This is a genomic window from Terriglobia bacterium (assembly GCA_020073205.1).
In the GTDB taxonomy this organism is placed as follows: Bacteria; Acidobacteriota; Polarisedimenticolia; order Polarisedimenticolales; family JAIQFR01; genus JAIQFR01.
The window spans coordinates 1-20,330 of the sequence record JAIQFR010000089.1 but is presented as its reverse complement, the minus strand read 5'-3'; the positions used below and the strand labels follow the sequence as shown (position 1 = coordinate 20,330).

15 protein-coding genes and 1 pseudogene are annotated in these 20,330 nt (G+C 66.5%); 6 read left to right on the top strand and 10 right to left on the bottom strand.

The features are described from left to right. A partial coding sequence (locus LAO51_15810; protein ID MBZ5640211.1) for an insulinase family protein occupies positions 1-1,529 on the bottom strand: 1,529 nt, incomplete at its 3' end. A 217-nt stretch (positions 1,530-1,746) separates the two neighbouring features. Between LAO51_15810 and LAO51_15805 the strand changes: the two genes are divergently transcribed. Both LAO51_15805 and LAO51_15800 read left to right on the top strand, forming a co-directional pair. Then, complete coding sequence (locus LAO51_15805) at positions 1,747-2,538, top strand: DNA alkylation repair protein (protein ID MBZ5640210.1); 792 nt, start codon at positions 1,747-1,749, stop codon at positions 2,536-2,538. 79 nt (positions 2,539-2,617) lie between these two features. Continuing rightward, the gene (locus LAO51_15800) at positions 2,618-4,090 is read left to right on the top strand and encodes a DUF2029 domain-containing protein (protein ID MBZ5640209.1); all 1,473 of its coding nucleotides are present in this window, start codon (positions 2,618-2,620) and stop codon (positions 4,088-4,090) included. A gap of 347 nt (positions 4,091-4,437) precedes the next feature. Here the strand turns inward: LAO51_15800 and LAO51_15795 are convergent, their stop codons facing one another. Beyond that, positions 4,438-5,148 (bottom strand): TetR/AcrR family transcriptional regulator, encoded by a 711-nt coding sequence (locus LAO51_15795; GenBank protein MBZ5640208.1) that lies wholly within the window; start codon positions 5,146-5,148, stop codon positions 4,438-4,440. 166 nt (positions 5,149-5,314) lie between these two features. On the opposite strand from LAO51_15795, the gene LAO51_15790 reads away from it, so the two are divergent. Next, on the top strand, positions 5,315-6,553 hold the full coding sequence (locus LAO51_15790) for an MFS transporter (GenBank protein ID MBZ5640207.1): 1,239 nt from the start codon (positions 5,315-5,317) through the stop codon (positions 6,551-6,553). Positions 6,554-7,348: 795 nt separating this feature from the next. On the opposite strand, the gene LAO51_15785 is transcribed toward LAO51_15790, so the two are convergent. The 7 genes from LAO51_15785 to LAO51_15755 all read right to left on the bottom strand — a co-directional run bounded on the left by LAO51_15785 (position 7,349) and on the right by LAO51_15755 (position 15,886). Continuing rightward, entirely contained in the window at positions 7,349-8,467 is a 1,119-nt protein-coding gene (locus tag LAO51_15785) for a Fic family protein (GenBank protein ID MBZ5640206.1), read from the bottom strand. 175 nt (positions 8,468-8,642) lie between these two features. Continuing rightward, a complete protein-coding gene (locus LAO51_15780; GenBank protein ID MBZ5640205.1) occupies positions 8,643-9,857 on the bottom strand; it encodes a DUF2779 domain-containing protein in 1,215 nt (404 codons plus the stop codon). 772 nt (positions 9,858-10,629) lie between these two features. Next, a complete protein-coding gene (tkt, locus tag LAO51_15775) occupies positions 10,630-12,732 on the bottom strand; it encodes a transketolase (GenBank protein MBZ5640204.1) in 2,103 nt (700 codons plus the stop codon). Further along, the gene (locus LAO51_15770; protein MBZ5640203.1) at positions 12,729-13,109 is read right to left on the bottom strand and encodes a hypothetical protein; all 381 of its coding nucleotides are present in this window, start codon (positions 13,107-13,109) and stop codon (positions 12,729-12,731) included. Before LAO51_15770 ends, tkt begins: the two co-directional genes overlap by 4 nt. After that, a complete protein-coding gene (tal, locus tag LAO51_15765) occupies positions 13,106-14,212 on the bottom strand; it encodes a transaldolase (GenBank protein MBZ5640202.1) in 1,107 nt (368 codons plus the stop codon). Before tal ends, LAO51_15770 begins: the two co-directional genes overlap by 4 nt. Next, positions 14,209-15,636 carry a glucose-6-phosphate dehydrogenase gene (gene zwf / locus LAO51_15760; GenBank protein MBZ5640201.1) on the bottom strand — a complete coding sequence of 476 codons (1,428 nt, stop codon included), beginning with the start codon at positions 15,634-15,636 and terminating at the stop codon, positions 14,209-14,211. The genes tal and zwf overlap by 4 nt, the downstream gene beginning before the upstream one ends. A 34-nt stretch (positions 15,637-15,670) precedes the next feature. Further along, the gene (locus tag LAO51_15755) at positions 15,671-15,886 is read right to left on the bottom strand and encodes a hypothetical protein (GenBank protein ID MBZ5640200.1); all 216 of its coding nucleotides are present in this window, start codon (positions 15,884-15,886) and stop codon (positions 15,671-15,673) included. A 208-nt stretch (positions 15,887-16,094) separates the two neighbouring features. Here LAO51_15755 and LAO51_15750 point away from each other — a divergent pair. Then, positions 16,095-16,409 (top strand): annotated as a pseudogene (locus tag LAO51_15750) (alpha-D-glucose phosphate-specific phosphoglucomutase). A gap of 197 nt (positions 16,410-16,606) precedes the next feature. On the opposite strand, the gene LAO51_15745 reads toward LAO51_15750, so the two are convergent. Next, positions 16,607-17,851 (bottom strand): IS1380 family transposase, encoded by a 1,245-nt coding sequence (locus LAO51_15745; GenBank protein MBZ5640199.1) that lies wholly within the window; start codon positions 17,849-17,851, stop codon positions 16,607-16,609. 373 nt (positions 17,852-18,224) lie between these two features. On the opposite strand from LAO51_15745, the gene tnpB reads away from it, so the two are divergent. Both tnpB and LAO51_15735 read left to right on the top strand, forming a co-directional pair. Continuing rightward, positions 18,225-18,551, top strand: coding sequence for an IS66 family insertion sequence element accessory protein TnpB (tnpB, locus tag LAO51_15740; GenBank protein MBZ5640198.1), 327 nt, complete (start codon positions 18,225-18,227; stop codon positions 18,549-18,551). A 9-nt stretch (positions 18,552-18,560) separates the two neighbouring features. Then, positions 18,561-20,120, top strand: a complete 1,560-nt coding sequence (locus LAO51_15735) for an IS66 family transposase (protein ID MBZ5640197.1) — start codon at positions 18,561-18,563, stop codon at positions 20,118-20,120. Positions 20,121-20,330 lie beyond the last annotated feature (210 nt).

Sequence of the window (20,330 nt, the reverse complement as noted above, 5' to 3'; positions counted from 1 at the left end):
TTGCGGCCTTCCTTGACCAGGTACTGCCGCGCGACCCGCTGCACGTCCTCGGGGGTCACGGCCTGGATGCGCGCGAGGGAGTCCTTGAAGTCCTGCACCGTGCCGACCGCGAGGTACTGCGTCAGCGTCTCGCGGATGCCGGTGTTCGTCTCGAGCCGGCCATAGAGACCCACGAGGGTCGCTTGCTTGAACCGCTGCAGCTCCTCGCCGGTGACGCCGTCCTTCAGGACCTTGTCGATCTCGGCTTGGAGCGCGGGCTCGAGCTCGCCGGGGCTCTTCCCCTGCGTGGGCGTCACCCGGAGCTCGAACGTCCCGCCCAGCTTCATCCCGTGCCAGGAGGCGGACGCGTTGGTGGCGATTTTCTGGTCGAGGACGAGGGCCTTGCGCAGGCGGCCGGAGGGCGGCCTCCCGCCTCCTTGACCCCCGGGCCGGCCCATGAACATCGGGGTGCCGCCCAGGATCCCGGCCAGGGCCTGGAGGGCCGGCGCATCCTTGTGAACGGCCGGCACCGACTTGAACACGAACTGGAGTGACGGGGTCGTCTCGACCTCCGCCGCCATCCGCTGCTCGGCCGGCTGCTTGGGCTCGAGCGTGATCACCTCCGGCACGCCCTTCGGATTCGCCGGGATCCGGCCGAAGTACCTCTGGGCGAGGGCGTAGGCGGCGTCGGGGTTGAAGTCGCCCACGAGGATCGCGGTGATGTTGTTGGGGGCGTAGTAGGTCGCGAAGAACGCGTTCGCCTGCTCCCGGGTCACCTGGGAGATGTCGCTCGGCCAGCCGATGACCTCCCAGTGATACGGGCTCGCCATCCAGGTCATCGCGTTGAAGGCCTCGTCCACCACCCCGCCCGGGCGCGACTCGAGGGTCTGGCGGCGCTCCTCGAGGATCACGTCGCGCTCGCTGTAGAACTCGCGGAACACCGGGTTCGCCAGCCGGTCGGACTCCAGCCAGAACCACAGCTCCAGCTTGTTCGACGGGAGGCTCACGATGTAGTTGGTCCGGTCCTCGCTGGTGCTCGCATTGAGGCCGGTCCCCCCGGCCTGCGTGTAGATCCGGTCCATCTCGTCCTTGACGACGAGCTCCCGCTGCTCCTTCACGAGACGGTCGAACTCGTCGAGCGCCTCCTGGAGCCGCGGCGTGCGGGCCTTGGGGTCCATCATGTCGGCGATCTCGCCCCGGCGCTGCTTCTCGCGCAGGACCGACATCTCCTCGCGGATCCGGCCCTGGACCTCGTCCTGCCGGTCGTTCAGCTCGGCGTCGCGGCGGGCGTCGCGGGTGCCGATCGTCTTCGTCCCCTTGAACATCATGTGCTCGAACATGTGGGCGATGCCGGTCATGCCGGGGCGCTCGTTGGCGCTCCCGACCCGCGCGAGCCACGCGCACGCGATGGTGGGCTGCTCGTGGCGCTCCACCATCACGAGGCGCATGCCGTTGGAGAGGGTTCGCTCCACCACCGGGACGTCTTCTGCCGCGACGGCTGTCGCCGCCAGGAGCACGGCGGCGAGCGCGAGGCCTCGGGTCAGGGTCATGGTTCCTCCTCGGAAGATGGCGGGGAGGACGACGATGACACAGGTGCCGCCGAAACGGAAGGCCTCGGAGCCGCGGGCAATGCCCTCGGCAGGATTCGGACCTGCAGCCAGCGGATCACGACGGAGAGCCTCGAGGGCGTCCCGGCGGACATCGACGGACGGCGGCCTTGCGCCCATAATGTTCCGTCCGGAACGGGTCGACGCCAAGGAGATCGCCATGCCCGGAAAGACGAACACGCCGCCCGCGCGCAAGTCCGCGAAGCCCGCCGCGACGCGCATGACGCTCGCCGAGACGATGTCCGCTCTAAAGAAGGCGGGCACCGCGCAGACGCGCAAGAGCTACGCTCGCCACGGAGCGGCGGAGCCGATGTTCGGAGTGAGCTTCGCCACGCTGAAGACGCTGCTGAAGCGCATCGGCGTCGATCACGAGCTCGCGCTGGCCTTGTGGGACACGGGCAATTTCGACGCACGCAATCTGGCGGTGAAGATCGCCGACCCCGCGCGGATGTCCCCTGCCGACCTCGACCGGTGGGCGAGGGTGCCGAGCGCACGGATGTGCTCGGGCTACGTGGCGCACCTCGCCGCCGAGGGACCTCATGCGAGGAGCCGGTCCGACGCGTGGCTCGCCGCGCCGGACGAGGCGAGGCGCTGCGCCGGGTGGTCGCTCGTCGGCGCGATGGCGATGCGCGACGCGGACGCGCCCGACGCGTGGTTCGTGGAGCGTCTAGCGGAGATCGAGACGTCGATTCAGGCGTCGCCGAACGCGCAGCGCGAGACGATGCTGCACGCCCTCATCGCGATCGGCTGCCGCAGCGCCGCCCTGCGCAGGTCCGTGACGGCCTCCGCCAAGCGGATCGGAAAGGTCTCGATCGATCACGGCGACACGGCCTGCAAGACGCCCGAAGCGGCGCCGACCCTCGAGAAGGCGTGGGCCCACTCGACGTCGAAGGGCTTCGAGAGTCCCGCGGCGCAGGAGCGCACGCGCGAGTCCCTGCGCACGCGCTGCTGAGGCGGCGCGGCGCGCGGGAATCGAGAGCGTTTCATGATCACGAGCGAAGCGCGATAGCGCGCTGCCTAGCGAGCGGATCATGCGCCTGTTCATCGCGTCGTCGCTCGGTCTCGCCACCGGAATCTTCGGCTTCGCGGCCGGTGCCGCGCTCCCGGGCTCGCTCTGGACCGCGGCCCTCGTCGGGGGGTTCGCCGCCGTTCTCGTCACCTGGTGGGTCTACTCGAGTCACCTTCTCCCGGTCGACGAGAGCGCCGCCTCCCGAGGGCTGAAGATCGTGTCCGGGGTCGCAACGGTCGTCGCGCTCGTGCAGCTCCTGCGTCTCGTCGTGTTCATTGTCGATCCGACCCGAGTCGTCTGCTCGTTCATGCCGGCGAGCCGATGGGAAATCGAGCACTCGTGCCTTTCCGCCTACTACGTGAGCGCGAAGGCCGCGGCGACGGTTCCCGACATCTACGACGATTCGTTGTTCACGATGCCCGACGACGATCCGACCCGGATCCGAAACCCCCGCATGATCGGTCCTTTCAAGATCGACGTCTTCGAATACCCCCCGCCGTTCCTGCTCCTGACGCGCGGACTCCTGCTGCTCGCCCCCGAGTTCCTGGACCACCGGATGCTGTGGTTCGGCCTGTCCGGTATGGTCGTCCTTTTGGCGTTCGTCGTCGTGGCACGATTCCTGAGCCCCCACGCGGGAACCCGCGCGCTTCTGCTCTCGCCGCTCGTTTGGGTGGCGCTCCCGACGATCAGCACGTTCCAAAAAGGCAACGTGCAGGTCCTCGTGATCGCTGCGTCGATGCTCGCGATGGTGCTCTTCGAGCGGCGACACTTCGCGGCGGGAGGGGGTTTGCTGGCCTTCGTGGCCATGGGCAAGATCTACCCGGGCATGCTGGTGATCTACCTCGTGGCGCAGCGCCGATGGCGCGCGCTCGCCTGGACGATAGCGGCCGGTCTCACGTTCCTGTCGCTGAGCCTCCTCGACACCGGATGGCCCCCGTACGTGGCGTTCCTCCGGCATCTTCCCGCGATTCTCGGGGGCGAGTCGTTTCCGGCGTTCCGCAATCCCGCCGCGATGGCCAACAACTTCTCGATTCCCGGACTCGTCTTCAAGCTCAAGCTGCTCGGCGTTCCGGGCATGTCGTTCGCGGTGTCGAAGGCCGTCGGCTGGGCGTACACGCTGGTCGTCATCGCGGTGACGGTCGTCCTCGGGCGTCGCGCCGTCGGCGACGACCGGAAGCCGCTGGTGTGGATGGCGATCCTGCTCCTCGCGACGCTCCGCAGCCCGTTCCTCCCGCCGGCGTACGCCGTGTTCCCGCCTCTGTGGCTCCTGACTCTCCTGGCGGCGACCAAGGCGCCGACCGCGAGAGCGATCGCGCTGCTCCTGGCCGCCTGGGCCGTCCTCAACGTCTATTGGGCGCAAGACTGGCCGGTCGATCCGCGACTGCTCGTGATTGCGGTCGTCGTGCCTCAGGCCGTCACCGTCGCGCTCAGCGTGCTCGCGATCCGCCGGGTCGTCGCATCGGTCCCCGGCTCGCCCTCGCCTCGCTCGACGTGACCTCGGGAACCGATCGTCGGACCCTTCCCCGAGCGCGCTCGACGGCCCCGGTGATCAGCCGCCTTGCGCTTGGCTCGGACGGGAACCGGGTTGATCCGCCCCTGAGATGGAAGAAATGCCCCCAGCGGGACTCGAACCTGCGACCAGATGGGATTATGAGGGAAAATTTCGAGGGTGCCGTTTCAAGCTTTTTCCGAAACGGCGCCCATTTTCTTGTCCACCGCTTCCACCGGTGTCCACCGTTCTTATGCTGTTGCGTAGAGTTTGCGTAGAGTTCGTCACCCGGCGCCGTGGCTATGCTGTTCGAGGGACGCGGGAATCGAGCCCGCGTCCGTGGCCGCGCGCCGTCAGGATTGGCGTCGTGACCCGCGGCCTGCCGATGTCGTGCCTGAGGGGGTGCGGGGCTTCGCGTCGACGTCCAAATAGCTCAGGAAGGCGCGCGTGAGCTCGCGCTTGAGCGCCTGGTCGTCCTTCGGCAGAAGGCCCTTCCAGTCTATTGCGCTGATCGGCATCACGACCAGCTCGTACAGGGTGCTGATGACCATCATGAGTCCCAGCGAGACGGCGATCCGCGGATTGGGGTGCCGGATGTCCTTGCGATCGGCCAAGATGCGATCCACGAACCGCTCATAGGTGCGGACTTCCAGCTTGCCGGCCTTTTTCACGAACGCCGTGTTGGCCCGGCCCTGGACGAACTGCCGAAGAGCGCGCAGCAACGCGGCATTCTTCCGGTAGGTCACCACCATGCCGCCGACGATTTGCTCGGCGAACACCTCCAGGGGGATCCGGGCCGCCATGTCCGGCGTCATGCCCGCCTTCACCCTCTCGTCCTGCCGTTCCAGGATGCCGAGGATCGCGGTCTCAAGAAGCTCGCCCTTGTCACGGAATCGGCGATAGACCGCGCCCGGCGTGAGCCCGGCGTGCTGCGCGATGCGCGGAATCGTCGTTCCTTCGACGCCGTGCTGGCCCAGCACTTCGGTGGCGGCCTTGAGCAGCTTGCGCAGCGACTCCCGGCTGCGTTCCTGCTGTGGTTCGAGGGTCTTCGTCGGCTTGGGCATCGGCTCCTTATATACCCGCCTCCCGCCGAAAAGCGAGAAGAAATAGTCTCTTGACGACGATACAATGTAAATGTAAATTCACGTTTGCATTATGACAAGCGTCGGCAAGAAAGCGACCGCCATTCCATCGGTCGTCCGTCCGCCGATTCGGTAGGGAGGAATCGCGATGAACGTTGCCAGCATCCCCGCGTCCGCCGGACCCGCCGTTCAGGTCCATCCCCTGCGCAACGCCAATTTCGTCCTCTGGTGGCTGGGCGCGACGACGTCCCTGCTCGGGGACCAGTTCTACATCGTCGCCCTGCCGTGGGTCGTGCTTCAGCTGACCGGCTCGGGCGTGGCGATGGGGACCGTGGCGATGTGCGCGGGGATCCCGCGCGCCGTGCTGATGCTGATGGGCGGCGCGATCACCGACCGGACGTCGCCACGCAAGATCCTCATGGCGACCGCGTCGGCGCGGGCCGTGCTCGTGGCAGCGATCGGTTTCCTCCTTTTGCGAGACGTCTTGCAGCTGTGGCACCTCTACGTGCTCGCCTCGGCGTTCGGCGTCGCGGATGCCTTCGCTCTGCCATCGGCCGGACCCCTGCTGCGGTCTCTGGTCCAGCCGGAACAACTTCCGGCGGCCAACTCGGTGTGGCAGAGCAGCGCGCTTCTGACGGGAATCGTCGGTCCGGCCCCGGCCGGCATGATCACGAAGGCGCTCGGCGCGGCCTGGGCCTTCTTCCTCGATGCGTTCAGCTTCTTGTTCGTCATCGCCGCGCTGTGGAGGGTGCCGGATCCGCCCTGTTCTCCCTCCACCGCGGCGGGCAAGCCCGGCGTCTGGAGCGCCATCACCGAAGGTCTCGCCTACGTCATGAAGGACGTACCCCTCCGCTCGCTCATCCTGCTGGCCGCGGTCTTGAACTTCTGCCTGTCGGGCCCGCTGAGCGTGGGCCTGGCGTACATCGCCAAGAGCAGGTTCTCCTCGCCGGCCGCATTCGGCGGATGGATTTCCAGCGTGGCCGCCGGAACGCTGGTCGGAATGCTGCTCGCCGGAGTGTTCAAGTCGCGGCACCGCGGGCTTCTTCTCCTGGGCACGAGCGCCGCCCTCGGACTTTCGATGGCCTGCATGGGTCTGCTGACCGGTTTCTGGCCCGTGGCCTTGCTGCTCCTGGTGATGGGATGCTTCAGCGGGTTCATCAACGTGCAGATTCAAGCCTGGCTTCAGCAACGCGTGGAGCGTGCCGTCTTGGGGCGCGTCAGCAGCGTCGCCATGCTGTCGTCCTTCGGTTTGATGCCGCTCTCGATGGGGGCGGCCGGCATCGCGGTGGAGTGGAGCGCACTGTGGATGTTCGCCATCGCAGGCGGGGCGGTGGCTCTCGTTGCCGCATTCGGTGCGCTACAGCGGCCCGTGCGGGACATCGAATAGCGGCGAGACTCCGGCTCGGATCTCCTTCATCCTCCTAAGCCATGCTAGATCAGGCCAATTTGACCCCGTCGTGAAGCGCGCCACCGATTCCTTTGGGATGCAGCCCGCCGTGACGGATCGAGGTTGGTGGAGGCGGCCGGAATCGAACCCGTGTCCGTGGTTTCGAGAAAAGAGCGATGGCGCGCGACTTCCGTTGCCAGGGCCCGGTGTTCTGGCTTACGGGAGCATCAAGAACGACTACGACGGGAGCGCGAGGGCCACTCGCCTCCGGGCTCCACGTCGGAGAGACAGCCGCTCACCGCCATGATGAAGCGGCCCCGGCCTTCCGGGCGTCAGCCTCGGCGCGAAACTCGATCTTCGTCCGTGTGCCTCTACGCAAACTCTACGCATCGCGCGACGCGTCCAACGGTGGGACAATGTGCGTTCAGGCCTGCAAGTTGGGCCCGTGTGGACGCCTCAACCATCGGACCGAAAGTCCGCTGGTCTCACGTGACCGTTACTACCAAGCCATGAAGGGACAGCAACTTGCGAGGAGGAACCGAAGGTGTCGACCAGCGCTCTTGAAATCCGCTGGTCTCGCCCGAGCCGGCGGGGACCCACGCCAGGAGGGGCTAGCACGGCCGGGGTTTTCTTTCGGAGGCGTCGCGGCAGGCACCTCGAGTCTGCGCGGTGGAGCGTAGAGTTTGCGTAGAGTTCGGTCGCGGCGTCCGCTTCCCGTGGACGCTGGCTCGGGGCGGAAGGCGAATCGGTGCAAGGAGCTGCTGTCCCCAAACCGCGCACCGAGAGAGGACTCGTTCAGGCATCCCAACGAATTGCGTACGCGCGGCTTCGCCCGCCTCGCCCAGCGGATTCGAGACATCCTTTCTCGACGAGGTCCGCCAGCTCACGATAGGCCGTGGCCCGGCTGACCCGGGTGAGGCTCGAGTACTTGCGCGTGGTGATGCCTCCCTCGAAGCCTCCAGGTCCCGCATCGAGGAGCCGGTTCAGCACTTTGCGTTGCCGATCATTGAGACTCGTTCCCTGGTACCGCAGCCAGAAGCGAGCCTTGACCAGCACCCGCGAGACCGTGGCCTCCGCGTACTCGCAGGCGGTCGCGGTCTGTTCGAGAAACCATGAAAGCCAGGGGGTGACGTCGAGATCCCCGCGCTGAGTTCTTTCCAGGACGTCGTAGTAGGCTTCTCGCTCCTGCTCGATCCGGGCGGACAGGCTGAAGAACCTCTGGGTCTGGCGCTCATCCTGGGCAAGGGCCATGTCGGTCAGCGCCCGCGCGATCCGGCCGTTGCCGTCCTCGAACGGATGCAAGGTGACGAACCAGAGGTGAGTCAGCCCGGCTCGCTGCAATCCGTCGAGTCTTGCGGGGGGATCTGCGAACCATTCGAGGAAGCGGCGCATTTCGCGTTCCAATCGATCCCGCGATGGAGCGACGAAGTGGACCCGCTCGCGGCCGGCGCGCTGCGACACCACCTGCATCGGATCCTCGCCTCGTAGAGCTCCGGTTCGAATCCGACGCAGACCGGATTGACCGGTGGGAAACAGTGCCGCTTGCCAGCGGCAAAGCCGCTCGACAGTCAAAGGGGTTCGGTGGTTCCGCGTCGCATCGAGCAGCACTTCGACGAGACCGTCGACCGACCGCGGAGGAGCAGCGAGCCCCGCCGACGGCAGCCCCAGGTGCCGTGCCACCGAGGACCTGACCGCTTTCACATCAAGTCGCTCGCCCTCGATGGCGCTCGTTGCGAGTCCCTCGCCAACGAGGACTGCAGCAACGGCCTCGTTGGTCAGGGTCGGGTCGAGGATCCCTACCGCGCCCAGCACCCGGCCCTGGGCGAGTCTCGCCCGGGCCAGCGGCGCCGAGATCGCCGCTTCATCCCAGGAAAACCGGGGCCAGCGCCGGCGTTGCCAAATCCACTGAGGCATCGCGCCCTCTAATCGCTTCACTTGATGATGCGATTATGGTGCTTGTTCGCTTCGAAGGCAAGGGCGGCATTCCGCGACGCCAGGAGCTGAAAGAAAGTTGTGGTGCAGTTCTCGCGATCTCAGCGGGTCCGACATCGAGGAAGGCGATGCTTCAGCGCCCCTCACGTCGACTCGCTCAAGCCGACCCCGCCATCTCGTGAAGACGCTCCAGCAGTCGCACGACGCCCCAGGTATCCAACTCGCAGTACCGGCGAAGGGCTTCCCGCAGGCGTTCGCGCTCGGCATCGGGAATGGAGTCGCGGTCGAGCAGCAGCCGCTCCAGCTCACGGCTCGCCGCCATGCCGTCGGCGACCTCCATGCCGTGGTAGCTAAGTTCGGGAACGAGCGCCGGGACCACCGCCTTCAGGCTGAAGCTGCCGCCGAACCCCGGGTGGTAAACGTAGTCCCGGACGATCGGCAGCGGATCCGCGAGGCGCGCCACGATGCTGTCGACCGGCTCCCGCAACTCGGGCAGGGCGTCGGCCATGAGGTGCAGACAACGTGACTCGAAGTCCGAGTAGTACGCGAGCACCGTGTCTGCCCCTTCACAGGCATGCGCCAACCGGCGCACGAGCTCCGGCCTCGGATCGCCGGGGCCATCCGCCAACCACTCCTGGTGCGTCCAGCCGCCCCGACCGTCCTGCACGTGACAGCTGAACTGGGCGGGAACCGCATCGTAGGGGCGACAGCCGTTCCAGACGGGGATCGCCGGGGCTACCGTCTCGAAGTCGATGATCGCGAGCCGTCCCCGGAGAGAACGCAGCGCCCTGTCGAGACCGGGCTCGACGATCGTCCGACCCTCCCGCACGGCGCGTTGCTGACGCCGAGCCGCGGGGTGCGGCGACAGGTCCGCAGGCAGCTCGTCCACCGTCTCATAGCCATCGGCAGCCAAGTCCCACCACTGGTTGCCGACGTAGTAGAGGGTGCTGACGTGGTGTTCGGGTAACGCGGGCCAGCAGCGGTTCTCGAACGGGCACTCGTACGGCGAGTTGCAGTGCGGCCCGATCGGCACCTCGGGCAGCGCCCCGCGCAGCATCTCGAGTTGCCTGCCCAGCTCCCCCGGAACATCCGGTAGAAACGCTTCCGCCGCAGCCGTCACGTCGGCGCGCGTGAACAGGTTGCTCAGATCGGGGGAGACGCAGCCGCGGTCGAGGTGCATCAGCTCCGCCGTCGTCACCGGAAGGCCCGCCTTGCGCAACACGTGAACTTGCACGGCGACATCGGGGATGTGCTCGGGTTTCACCTTCGTGGTCGACTTGACCTCGATCAGCCGCCAGCCGTCATCGTTCTTCGCCAGAACGTCCACGGCGACGAACGCCTCGTCGGCGAAGAACGACGCCTCGTAGATCACCCGCGCCCCGCTCGCGAGCGCCTGCTTCGTCGCCTCACATGCCGATGGTACCAGGAGATCAGCGCATCAGCGGGAAATCGGCACCGAGAGCAGCGCACCGAAAGTCCGCTGGTCTTGGCTGAACGAGCTGCTTTTCGTGTCGCCAAATCGCGACGGGACAGCAACTTGCGAGACCAAACACGGACCTTCGACCAGCGCGGTTTGAATCCGCTGCTCTGACATCGCCGACCGAAAGGTGCTGGCCGAGAGTCTTTCCCCTTTAGGCATTTCCGCCAAGTCGGCCAAGCCGCCGGGACGCGTCGGTAGCCTTGGTTTGGAGGGGGATGCATAGACTTTGCGTAGAGTTCGTCCCGACGCCCTTTTCGGCGAAATACTAATCTGTTCGGTATCAACCACTTAGGAATGCCCCCAGCAGGACTCGAACCAGGGACCAGCGGATTATGAGGGGAAATTTCGAGGGCGCCGTTTCAAGCTTTTTCCGAAACGGCGCCCTTATTCTTGTCCACCGCTCCACCGGTGTCCACCGTTTCCATGCTGTTGCGTAGACTTTGCGTAGAGTTCCGCTGGCGAGATCGCGAGTCAGTGCTGCTCCCTCCGTCAGCCTCGCCGGGATCAAGAATGCCAGTCCGATGGCGGAGCATGGCGCACGGGTGCCGCGAAATCCCCATCGAGCTTGGACGGGGAGGCGAGGCGGTGGCCTCACGTCCATACTCCCGAACGCCCGAGTGCGTGTTGGGATCCACTACCGCGCCCAACCGAGCCGCGCAGGAGCCTACACGCTGGAGCCATGCCCCGGCGGGCGATTGTCGGCGAGCACCGCTCTCGCCGTCGCGACCAGATGCTCGACGGTGAATCCGTGGTGCGCCATCACCACCGGCCCCGGCGCCGACGCGCCGAAGCGGTCCACACCGATGATCGCGCCCGTGGGCCCGACGTAACGCTCCCACCCGAAGGGGGAGCCCGCCTCGACGCTCACCCTGGCCCGCACCGCCGGCGGAAGCACGTCGTGGCGGTACTCGACCGGCTGCGCCTCGAACAACTCCCACGACGGCATCGACACCACCCGGCTCCGAATTCCCTCGCCGCTGAGTTGCTTCTGCGCGGCGAGCGCGAGCGATACCTCCGAGCCGGTCGCGATCAGGATGAGCTCCGGCGGCATACCCTGATCCGCGTCGATCAGCACGTAGGCGCCGCGCGCGGTGCCGGCGGCGGGAGCGAGGGTCGCACGATCGAGCACCGGAAGCTTCTGCCGCGTGAGCACCAACCCCACCGGCCCCCCGGTGTGCCGAAGCGCCACGCGCCACGCCTCGACTGTTTCGTTGGCGTCGGCGGGACGCAGCACCACCATGTTCGGCATCGCCCGCAGGCTCGCGAGCTGCTCGATCGGTTGATGCGTCGGGCCGTCTTCACCGAGCGCGATGCTGTCGTGGGTCCAAACGTAGATCACGTGCGCCGCGCTCAGCGCGGCCAGCCGGATGCCCGGGCGCATGTAATCGGAGAACGTGAGGAAAGTCGCGCCGAACGGCACCACTCCGCCGTGATGCGCCATCCCCGTGAGGATCGCGGTCATCGCATGCTCGCGAATACCGAAGTGGATGTTCCTCCCCGCGTATCCGCACACCCCACCGGCCATCCCTTGCGTCGGCGGCGTCTGCCTCCCCTCCGGCACCTCGGCGCCCTGAAAATCCCCCTTTCCTTTCATCATGGTGCGCGTGGACGGATCGAGGTCAGCTGACCCGCCTACCAAGTTCGGCACCGACTCGGCGAGTACCGCGATCACCTTCCCGCCGGCATCCCGTGTGGCCATGTCGCCATCTTCGGGCGTGAACACGGGGAGCTTGGCGTCCCATGACGGGTCGAGGTCACCCGCCATGGCGCGGTCAAGGGCGTCGGCGAGGTTCCCCTGCGCGGCGCGATACTCCTCCATCACCTGCTGCCAGGCGCTCCGCAGCGCCGCACCGCGCACGCGGACCTTCTCGAATTCCCGCTGTGCCTCCTCCGGTACTCGGAACTCCGCTTCTTCCGGCCAGCCGTACGCCCGCTTGGTCAGACGGACTTCGTCCTTGCCGAGCGGCTCGCCGTGGGCTTCGAAGGTGTCGTGCTTGTTCGGGCTCCCGAATCCAATGTGTGTACGCGCCACGATGAGAGAGGGCCGATGTTCGTCGGCGCGCGCCGCCGTGAGCGCCGTGTCCACTGCGGCCACGTCCATGCCGTCCGCCTCCTTCACCTGCCAGTTGTAGGCGGCGAAGCGCGCGCCGACGTCTTCGGAGAACGTGACGTTGGTGGTTGCGGAGAGGGTGATGCGGTTCGCGTCGTAAAGGACGATCAGCCGGCCGAGGTGGAGGTCGCCGGCGAGCGACGCCGCCTCCGAGGCGATGCCCTCCATAAGGTCGCCATCGCTCGCAATCACGTAGGTCCGGTGATCGATAACCGAGTGACCGGGCCGATTGAAGGTGGCGGCGAGCCAACGCTCCGCCATCGCCATCCCGACTGCGTTCGCAAACCCCTGCCCGAGGGGCCCGGTGGTGACCTCGACGCCGGTGGTGACTCCCCGTTCCGGGTGCCCGGGCGTCCGGCTGCCCCAGCGCCGGAAGTGCTTGAGATCGTCGAGGGTGAGCCCGCACCCCGTCAGGAACAGGAGGCTGTACAGCAACATGCTCCCGTGCCCCGCCGAGAGTACGAACCGGTCGCGGTCCATCCACTCGGGGTCCGCCGGGTCGTAGCGGAGGTGGCGCGTCCACAGAACGTAGGCCATGGGTGCCGCGCCCATCGGCATCCCCGGATGTCCGGAAGCCGCCTTCTCGACGGCATCGATGCTGAGCGTGCGGATGGTGTTGATGCAGAGATCGTCCATGGTGTCACCGGACGGGTTCATCTCGCGCTCCTTGTCCTCGACTGGATGTACCGCCGCATCAGCGCGGTGGTCCGCGGCGCGCGCAGGGCGGCGTGAAGGGCCGCCCGCTGCTCGGTCGCGTGGACCTTCTCGCCGCCAGAGATTGCCTCGATCCGCGCTGCTGGGCCGCGGTCGTCGGCCAGCCGGAGGGGGAGCTGGAGCGATTCATCGGTGACGCGACGCTTGGTGTCGTCGAGGTGGAGGCCGGCCGTCTCGGCGTTCAGGCGCTTCCCCCGCCCGGGGTCGTCGGCCGAGATCTGCCGCAGACGATTGCGGATCTTGTGATGGTGCTCCTCCAATGCCTTCCACACCGGGCGCTCGGCGAGCGGTCGGGCCGACCCCACCTCTCTGGAGGTCATGGTTTGCCCTCGGTGGTGCGATCCCGTTGCGCCAGCAGAGCGCGCTTCGCTGCCAGACGATCGAGGAGATCCTTCCACGACTTGTCGAACGACGCGGTACCCTCGCGCTGGAGTTGAGCCGCGAGCGCCGCGTCGTTCACACCGACCCGCGTGAACTCCGCGAGCACCGCTTCGGCATCACCGCCGTCAAGGGGCAGCACCCCTTTCACGCGGCCGTGATCGGCGAAGGCCGCGAGAGTTCTCTCGGGGATCGTATTGATGGTGTCGGGAGCCGCCAGCGCTTCGACATAGAGCGTATCCGATGCATCGGGATCCTTGGTCCCGGTGCTGGCCCATAGGAGGCGCTGCGGCCGGGCGCCGGCGGCAGCGAGCGTGCGCCAGCGCGGCGACGCCAGCATGCCACGGTACTCCCGGTAAGTGCGCCGGGCGATCGCGATACCGAGGCGATTGTGCAGCGCCGGCGGCGCGGTGTCGTGCACCGCCACGTCCCAGCGGCTCACGAAGAGCGAGGCGACGGAATCGATCCGTGGATCGAGGCCCGCTCCGATCCGCCGTTCAATGCCCCGCATGTAGGCTTCGGCCGCCGCGAGGTACTGCGTCGCGGAGAACAACAGTGTCACGTTCACCGGCACACCGCCGAAGATCGACTCCTCGATGGCGGGAACGCCTTGGGGCGTGCCTGGAATCTTGATGAACAGATTGGGACGCTGGGCTCGGCCGTGCAGCTGGGCCGCCGCCCGTATGGTGCCGGCGGTATCGTTGGCCAGGAGCGGCGACACCTCGAGCGACACCCAGCCGTCCACGCCGACCGTTCGGTCGTGCACGGGCCGAAAGAGGTCGGCGGCGCGCGCCAGGTCCTCCACGGCGAGCTCGAAGAACAGCGTCTCACCCGACTTGCCCTCCACTGCCTTGCAGCGGATGGCATCGTCGTAGAAATCGCCATTCTTGATGGCATGGTCGAAGATCGTGGGGTTGGAGGTCAGTCCGGTCACCGACAGCTCGCTGATGTAGCGCTGCAGGGTGCCGTCGTTCAGGATGCCGCGGGTGATGTTGTCGAGCCAGAGGCTCTGACCGAGATCGTGCAGTTGTCGTGTCGCCTTCATGGCTGCTCCTGTCGCAGGCGCCTCGTATCGGGCGTGGGGTTGTGCCAGCGGCCGCTCGCCGCGATGAGCGCATCGGCCTGTTTGGGTCCCCAGCTGCCGCGCTTGTACGGGAACGCCCGGGGATGGGTTTTGAGGACCGGATCGACCGCCGCCCAGGCCGCTTCGACCGCATCTTCGCGGGTGAAGAGCGCCCCGTCGCCGATCATGGCGTCGCTCAGGAGTCGCTCGTAGGGCGCTTCGGCTCCGAGAAGCTCCTCGACCAAGTAGAGCTCCCGTTGGTCGCCGACGAATTCCTTGCCCGGGCGCTTGACGCGGGCGGCCAGGGCGACGGCGGCGTTGGGGGAGAGCCGGAAGCGCAGATAGTTCCCGGGGCCAGCCGGGGGCGCCGAGTCGGCGAACAGCCTCGCCGGTGGTGGCTTCAGCTCGACCAGCACCTCGGCGGCCGTCTCTGGGAGGCACTTTCCGGAACGCAGGTACCACGGCACCCCATCCCACCGCCATGAGTCGATGAAGAGTCGCACGGCGCAGAAGGTCTCGACGTCGGAGTCTCGCGCCACTTGCGGTTCCTTCCGGTAACCGACGTACTGGCCGCGCACCAGGTCACGCGGCTTCAGCGGTCGCATCGCTTCGAAGACCTTGGCCTTCTCGGTGTGGACGGATCCATAACTTCGGTAGACCGGAGGGTCCATGGCCAGCAGGGCGACAACCTGGAAGAGATGGTTTTGGATCACGTCTCGCAGGCAGCCCGCCGTTTCGTAGAACGCGCCGCGACCGTTCACGCCGAACTTCTCGGCGAGCGTGACCTGGATGCTCGCGACGTAGTTGCGGTTCCAGATGGGCTCGAGGAAGGAGTTGGCGAAGCGGAAGTAGAGTATGTTCATGATCGCCTCCTTCCCCAGGAAATGGTCGATCCGGAAGATCGCGTCTTCGGGGAACACCGCCCGAGCGGCGGCGTTGAGCCGGCGCGCGGAGGCCAGATCGCGGCCGAACGGCTTTTCGACGATGACGCGCCCTTGGTCCGCCAGACCGGCGGTCCCGAGCCCCTGGATCACCGGCACGAACAGCGCGGGGGGGATGGCGAGGTAGTGCGCCGGGCATCGCGCCTTCCCCAGAGCTCGCTTCAGCGCCACGAAGGTCTCGGCGTCGCTGTAGTCTCCGGACACGTATCGAAGGAGGGACAAGAGGCGGCTGAGCGCACGCCGCTCCACGACGGCGCCGGACTGCTTGATGCTGTCGGTCGCCCGCTTGCGCAGTTGCGCCACGCTCCATGGCGGAAAGGCCACTCCGACGACGGGGACGGTGAGGACACCCCGCTTCACCATCGCGTAGAGCGCGGGGAAGATCATTTTATGGGCGAGGTCGCCCGTCACGCCGAACAGCACCAGCGCATCGGACTGCGCCGGGCGGTCATTCGTGTTGTCCATCTCGAGCTCCGCAGTTGGGAGAATAACTTCATCGTCAGCGCGCGGCGGCCACCGGGGCAGGGCGATCGAGAAGGAACCCCATGCGCAGCCAGGCCGGGAAGCCATGGGGCTCCACCGCCGTTGCAGGTGTAAGCTCGGGGATGGGCGCAAGCGTCGGGAGACCGACCGTACCCCACTGGATGTACGCCGCGGCAGCCAGGAGCAGCGGCGGCGAGGCGAGTAACAGAAGCGTCTTGGGTCGAATGTGCATGGTCATCCGCTCCCAGCAGGCATCTTCGCTTGTGAACTTCGAGGGACCCTTGCCGAGCCAGCGCCTAATTGTGCTCCTCATCCCGCGCGCCAGCCACCAGGGTGACCGTATGCTCTTTGCTCTTCCACTTCGGCGGCTGGAGGACGTCCGCTCGACAAGCTGATGGATGCCTTGGCGCGGGAGTCGTCACGCATTGGACGGAGGAGTTGTGAAGCTGAGCCCTCTCGCCGGAAAGCCGGCCACACCATCGATGCTGGTGAACGTGCCCAGACTCGTCACGGCGTTTTACACCGAGACTCCTGACCCTTCAGTGCCGGGACAACGGGTGTCTTTCGGCACCTCCGGGCATCGTGGGTCGGCGTTCGACACAGCCTTCAACGAATGGCATATCCTTGCCATCAGTCAGGCCATTTGTCTGTATCGAAAGCGGCAGAAGATCGATGGCCCGTTGTTTCTCGGCATGGACACGCATGCGCTCTCCGTTCCGGCACTTGCCAGCGTGCTTGAAGTGCTGGCGGCTAACCCGGACTATTCATGAAGCGGTCCGACGTGGTGACCATGGCGGGTTTCGCACCTCGTGATGTCGTCCCAGTTCGCAGTCGCAGAGAGTGTAGCGCGGACGGAGACCGTGGGGAGGGAGTTTTCGTTGGCGTTCAGGCCGAGTGGGGACACGTCGCCACCGGTCGCAGAGGATTCGAGGTTGTTCGGCTGCTTTCTCGATCAGCCAGCGCGAGCGCCGAGGGCTCGCGCGAGGCGGTGCCAATCCTCGAGGTAGGGATAGGACGTCGGTAGGTGGACCACGACGCGACGGACGGATGCGACCACGCGCGCTCCGAGCTTGAGGACGTGATCGCGGAGCGTGGTGACCTGGGCGTGAGCCCAGCGGGTGCCTTTGGCTCCGAGGCGGATTTCTTGCATCAGCACGTAGGCCGCCGCGGTCATGAGCACACGAAACTGGTTGGCGAGGAATCGCGAGCAGCTCGTCCGATCGATTTCGAGCCCGAGCTTCAGCTCCTTGACGCGGTTTTCCACCTCGCCCCGCGCGCAGTACTCGCGCTCGTAGATCGACCGGGCGCTTCCCTTCAACGAGGTCACGACGAAGCGCGGGTTATCGCGAGGCTTTCGTCCGGGAAGGCAGACGACCTCGGCCTTCATGAGGACGCGTCGCGTGCGGCCCCAGGTCCGGGTGGCGTACCGAAACGAGGTGAAGACCCGCTGGCTCCGCCCAGTTCGACGCGAGCGACGGCGTGCTCGTTTCAGCGCCGTTTCCGCGAGCCGTCGCAGCTTGGGGTTTTCGGCCATTCCGATGACGTAATCCACCCGAGCCGCATCGAGGAAATCGAACAGCTCGGGCCCCGAAAACCCACCGTCGAGCCGCACCAGAAGATCGGCCTTCGGGAAAGCGTCGATGATCCGCTCTATGAGTCGGCGGAGGATGCCGAAGATGCCGCGCTTGGGCTCCGCGTTGCCCGGCCGGAGCACGGCGGCGAAGAGATACTGCTCGGGATCGTCGTCGAAACTCAGGAAGCCGAGGAGCGGAAGGTAGCAATAGCCCCCGTAGAAACCGTTGAACAGCGCCAACTGCTGGCCGCCGTGGGTGAGATCGTCGGTGGGATCGATGTCGATGGTGATCCGACGAGCCCGTCCCCGAAGCCGGCGGCGGTGCCGCTCGATCACGGCTTCTCCCAGCGCGACACCCACCCGAAACAAGTCACCGCACGTCGCTGCGTTCTCGAAACGCGACAGCGTCGGCTGCGATGCCAACGCGTCGCCGCGCACGGGGTCGCGTCCAAGGATCAGCTTGTGAATGGGGTCATCGGCGAGCCGAGCGGCGTCGTTCGCGTCAGCGTAGCCGCAGGCCAGGGCGTGGACTCGCTGTGCGAGCAGCTCGCCGATTTCGTGGGTGACCTTGGTCGATTGCCGGGGATCGCGAATGGCCGGAGGCGGCGATCCGTAAGCGGTCAAAAGACGGCGTTCTTCCCATCTCCCTTTGCGTCGGGTAGGAATAGGTGTGCGCCGGATTCCCTGGCGCTGCGACGCCGATGCCGAGGAGGACGGGATGCCCAAGAGCCGCGTCGGACGTGTGCGACGTACCGCGAAACAGTGGACCGAGGTTCTTCGGCGATTCGAATCGAGCGGCGAGGGCTCGCGGCAGTTCTGTCGCCGCGAAGGTCTGGCGCTCAGCAGCCTGCAGCGTTGGCGACGGCGTTTGGGGGCGACTCCCGCGACGCGATTCGTCGAGCTCGTCCCGGCGGCTCCGGCCGGGACTCCGGCGGAGAGTTGGTCGCTGGAGGTGTCGCTGCCCAATGGCGTGTCCCTTCGGTTCCGGGGGTAGGCGGTGTTCGTCGAGTGGTCGCCGCGGCGGATCCTCGCGTACTGCGAGCCGGTGGACATGAGGAAGTCGTTCCGAGGCCTGGTGGGCCTGGTCCAGGGCCTGCTGCAGGAGGATCCGCTGTCGGGTTGCCTGTACGTCTTCTTCAACCGTCGAGGCAATTACGTCAAGCTCGTGACGTGGGACCGCACCGGATACTGCCTGTTCGCGAAGCAGCTCGAGCGAGGTCGATTCCATCTCCCGTCGGGCGAAGCGAAGCAGGAGATCAGTGAGCAAGCATTTCGTTTGATTCTCGACGGAATAATTCTTGGTAAACGGCGCGCGATGCGATAGAAATAGGGCATGACATTCGACGAGCAAGCAGCGACACTGAAACGTAAAGACGTCGTCGCATTGCTCGCATCGCACCAAGAGCTCGTGGCCCGCAACGGGGAGTTGACGCGGCAGCTCGAGTGGTTCAAACGCCAGCTGTTCGGAGTGAAATCCGAGCGACGGCCGCTCGATCCCGAGGGACGCCAGCTCGCGCTCGGTGAATGGACCCAGGTCGCGGCAGGGCCGGGGACCGAGATCACGGTCGCCGAGCACCGTCGTCGCAGCCGGGCCGTCCGGAGCGAAGAGCCGGCCAGCGAAGAGCCCTTGCGCTTCGACGAGTCGGTCCCCGTCGAGGAGATCCGGCTCCCGCATCCTCCGCTCGACGACGAGCACGAGATCGTCAGCGAGAAGACGACGTTCCGCCTGGCCCAGCGGCCGGCCTCCTACGTCGTGCTGAAGTACATCCGGCCGGTCGTCAAGCGCAAGGCCGACGGCACGCTGACCTGCCCGCCGGCGCCGCCCTCCGTGCTCGGCAAGAGTGTGGCCGACGTGAGCTGGCTCGCTTGCATGGCGATTGACAAGTTCGTGTACCACCTGCCGCTGTATCGACAGCACCAGCGCCTGGCGGCGGCTGGGGTCCACCTGGCGCGGTCCACGCTGACGGGCCTGATCCATCGGACCGGCGACCTGCTGGAGCCGATCCACGAGGCGCAGCTCGAGTCGGTGTTGGAAAGTAAGGGCCTGGCCATGGACGAAACACCGATCCGGGCGGGGCTGAAGAGCCGGGGCAAGATGAAGACCGGCTACTTCTGGCCGATCTACGGCGACCGTAGCGAGGTCGTCTTCCCGTTCTCCGAGTCGCGGTCGGGCGCGATCCTGAAGGAGCTGCTGGGAAGCTACCATGGGGTCTTGCTCACGGACGGCTATATCGCCTACGAGCGTTTCGTCGTGAAGGCCAACGAGATCGTTCACGCGCAGTGCTGGTCGCACACGCGCCGGCAGTTCCTGGAGGCAGAAGACGTCGAGCCGGAGCTGACAGACACGGCCCTGACGTACATCCGGAGCCTGTACGAAGAGGAGGCCCGGCTGAAACCGCGGCTGCTCGACGACGAGAAGCGGCTCGAGCTGCGGGCGGTGCACTGCAAGCCGATCGTGGACGAGTTCTTCGAGTGGCTAAAGACGGTGCTCGAGACACGGATCCTGCTGCCGCGGAATCCGTTCGCGGAGGCGGCCGGGTACGCCCTCGCCCGGGAGGGGCCACTTCGGGTGTTCCTCGAGTACCCCGACGTCCCAATCGACACGAATCACCTCGAACGGGAGATCCGACCCATCGCCCTCGGGAGAAAGAATTGGATGTTCTGCTGGACCGAGATCGGGGCGAAGTACGTCGGGGTCTTCCAGAGTCTGCTCGTGACCTGCCGGCTGCAGGGCGTCGATCCGTACACCTACCTGGTGGACGTGCTCCAGCGTGTTGAGCGTCATCCGGCGAGCGATGTCGCCAGACTGACGCCGCGCTTGTGGAAGGAGCACTTCGCTGCCGACCCCCTACGATCCGCGATCGACCGCCAAGTCAAGAACGCCGATTCCTGACCGCTTACGGCGATCCGCGGCCTTGAGCAGGATCGCGCCACCGTCCGAGCTGCCGTGATCGACGTCGAAACAGGCGATGACGGGCCTGCGGAGAAGATCAGGAAACAGCAAGCACTCTGTTGTGGTAGGCTGCGTCACGCGAAAGCCTCCTTTGTGGCGGAAAACGGTGTGGCAACTGCTTTCTACCACGCGGAGGCTTTTGTTTTGTCA

Excerpts from the sequence above, each read along its gene's own strand:
- LAO51_15805 (MBZ5640210.1), top strand. The coding sequence starts at position 1,747 with ATGCCCGGAAAGACGAACACGCCGCCCGCGCGCAAGTCCGCGAAGCCC.
- LAO51_15800 (MBZ5640209.1), top strand. The coding sequence starts at position 2,618 with ATGCGCCTGTTCATCGCGTCGTCGCTCGGTCTCGCCACCGGAATCTTC.
- LAO51_15795 (MBZ5640208.1), bottom strand. The coding sequence starts at position 5,148 with ATGCCCAAGCCGACGAAGACCCTCGAACCACAGCAGGAACGCAGCCGG.
- LAO51_15790 (MBZ5640207.1), top strand. The coding sequence starts at position 5,315 with ATGAACGTTGCCAGCATCCCCGCGTCCGCCGGACCCGCCGTTCAGGTC.
- LAO51_15785 (MBZ5640206.1), bottom strand. The coding sequence starts at position 8,467 with ATGCCTCAGTGGATTTGGCAACGCCGGCGCTGGCCCCGGTTTTCCTGG.
- tkt (MBZ5640204.1), bottom strand. The coding sequence starts at position 12,732 with ATGAACCCGTCCGGTGACACCATGGACGATCTCTGCATCAACACCATC.
- LAO51_15770 (MBZ5640203.1), bottom strand. The coding sequence starts at position 13,109 with ATGACCTCCAGAGAGGTGGGGTCGGCCCGACCGCTCGCCGAGCGCCCG.
- tal (MBZ5640202.1), bottom strand. The coding sequence starts at position 14,212 with ATGAAGGCGACACGACAACTGCACGATCTCGGTCAGAGCCTCTGGCTC.
- zwf (MBZ5640201.1), bottom strand. The coding sequence starts at position 15,636 with ATGGACAACACGAATGACCGCCCGGCGCAGTCCGATGCGCTGGTGCTG.
- LAO51_15755 (MBZ5640200.1), bottom strand. The coding sequence starts at position 15,886 with ATGCACATTCGACCCAAGACGCTTCTGTTACTCGCCTCGCCGCCGCTG.
- LAO51_15735 (MBZ5640197.1), top strand. The coding sequence starts at position 18,561 with ATGACATTCGACGAGCAAGCAGCGACACTGAAACGTAAAGACGTCGTC.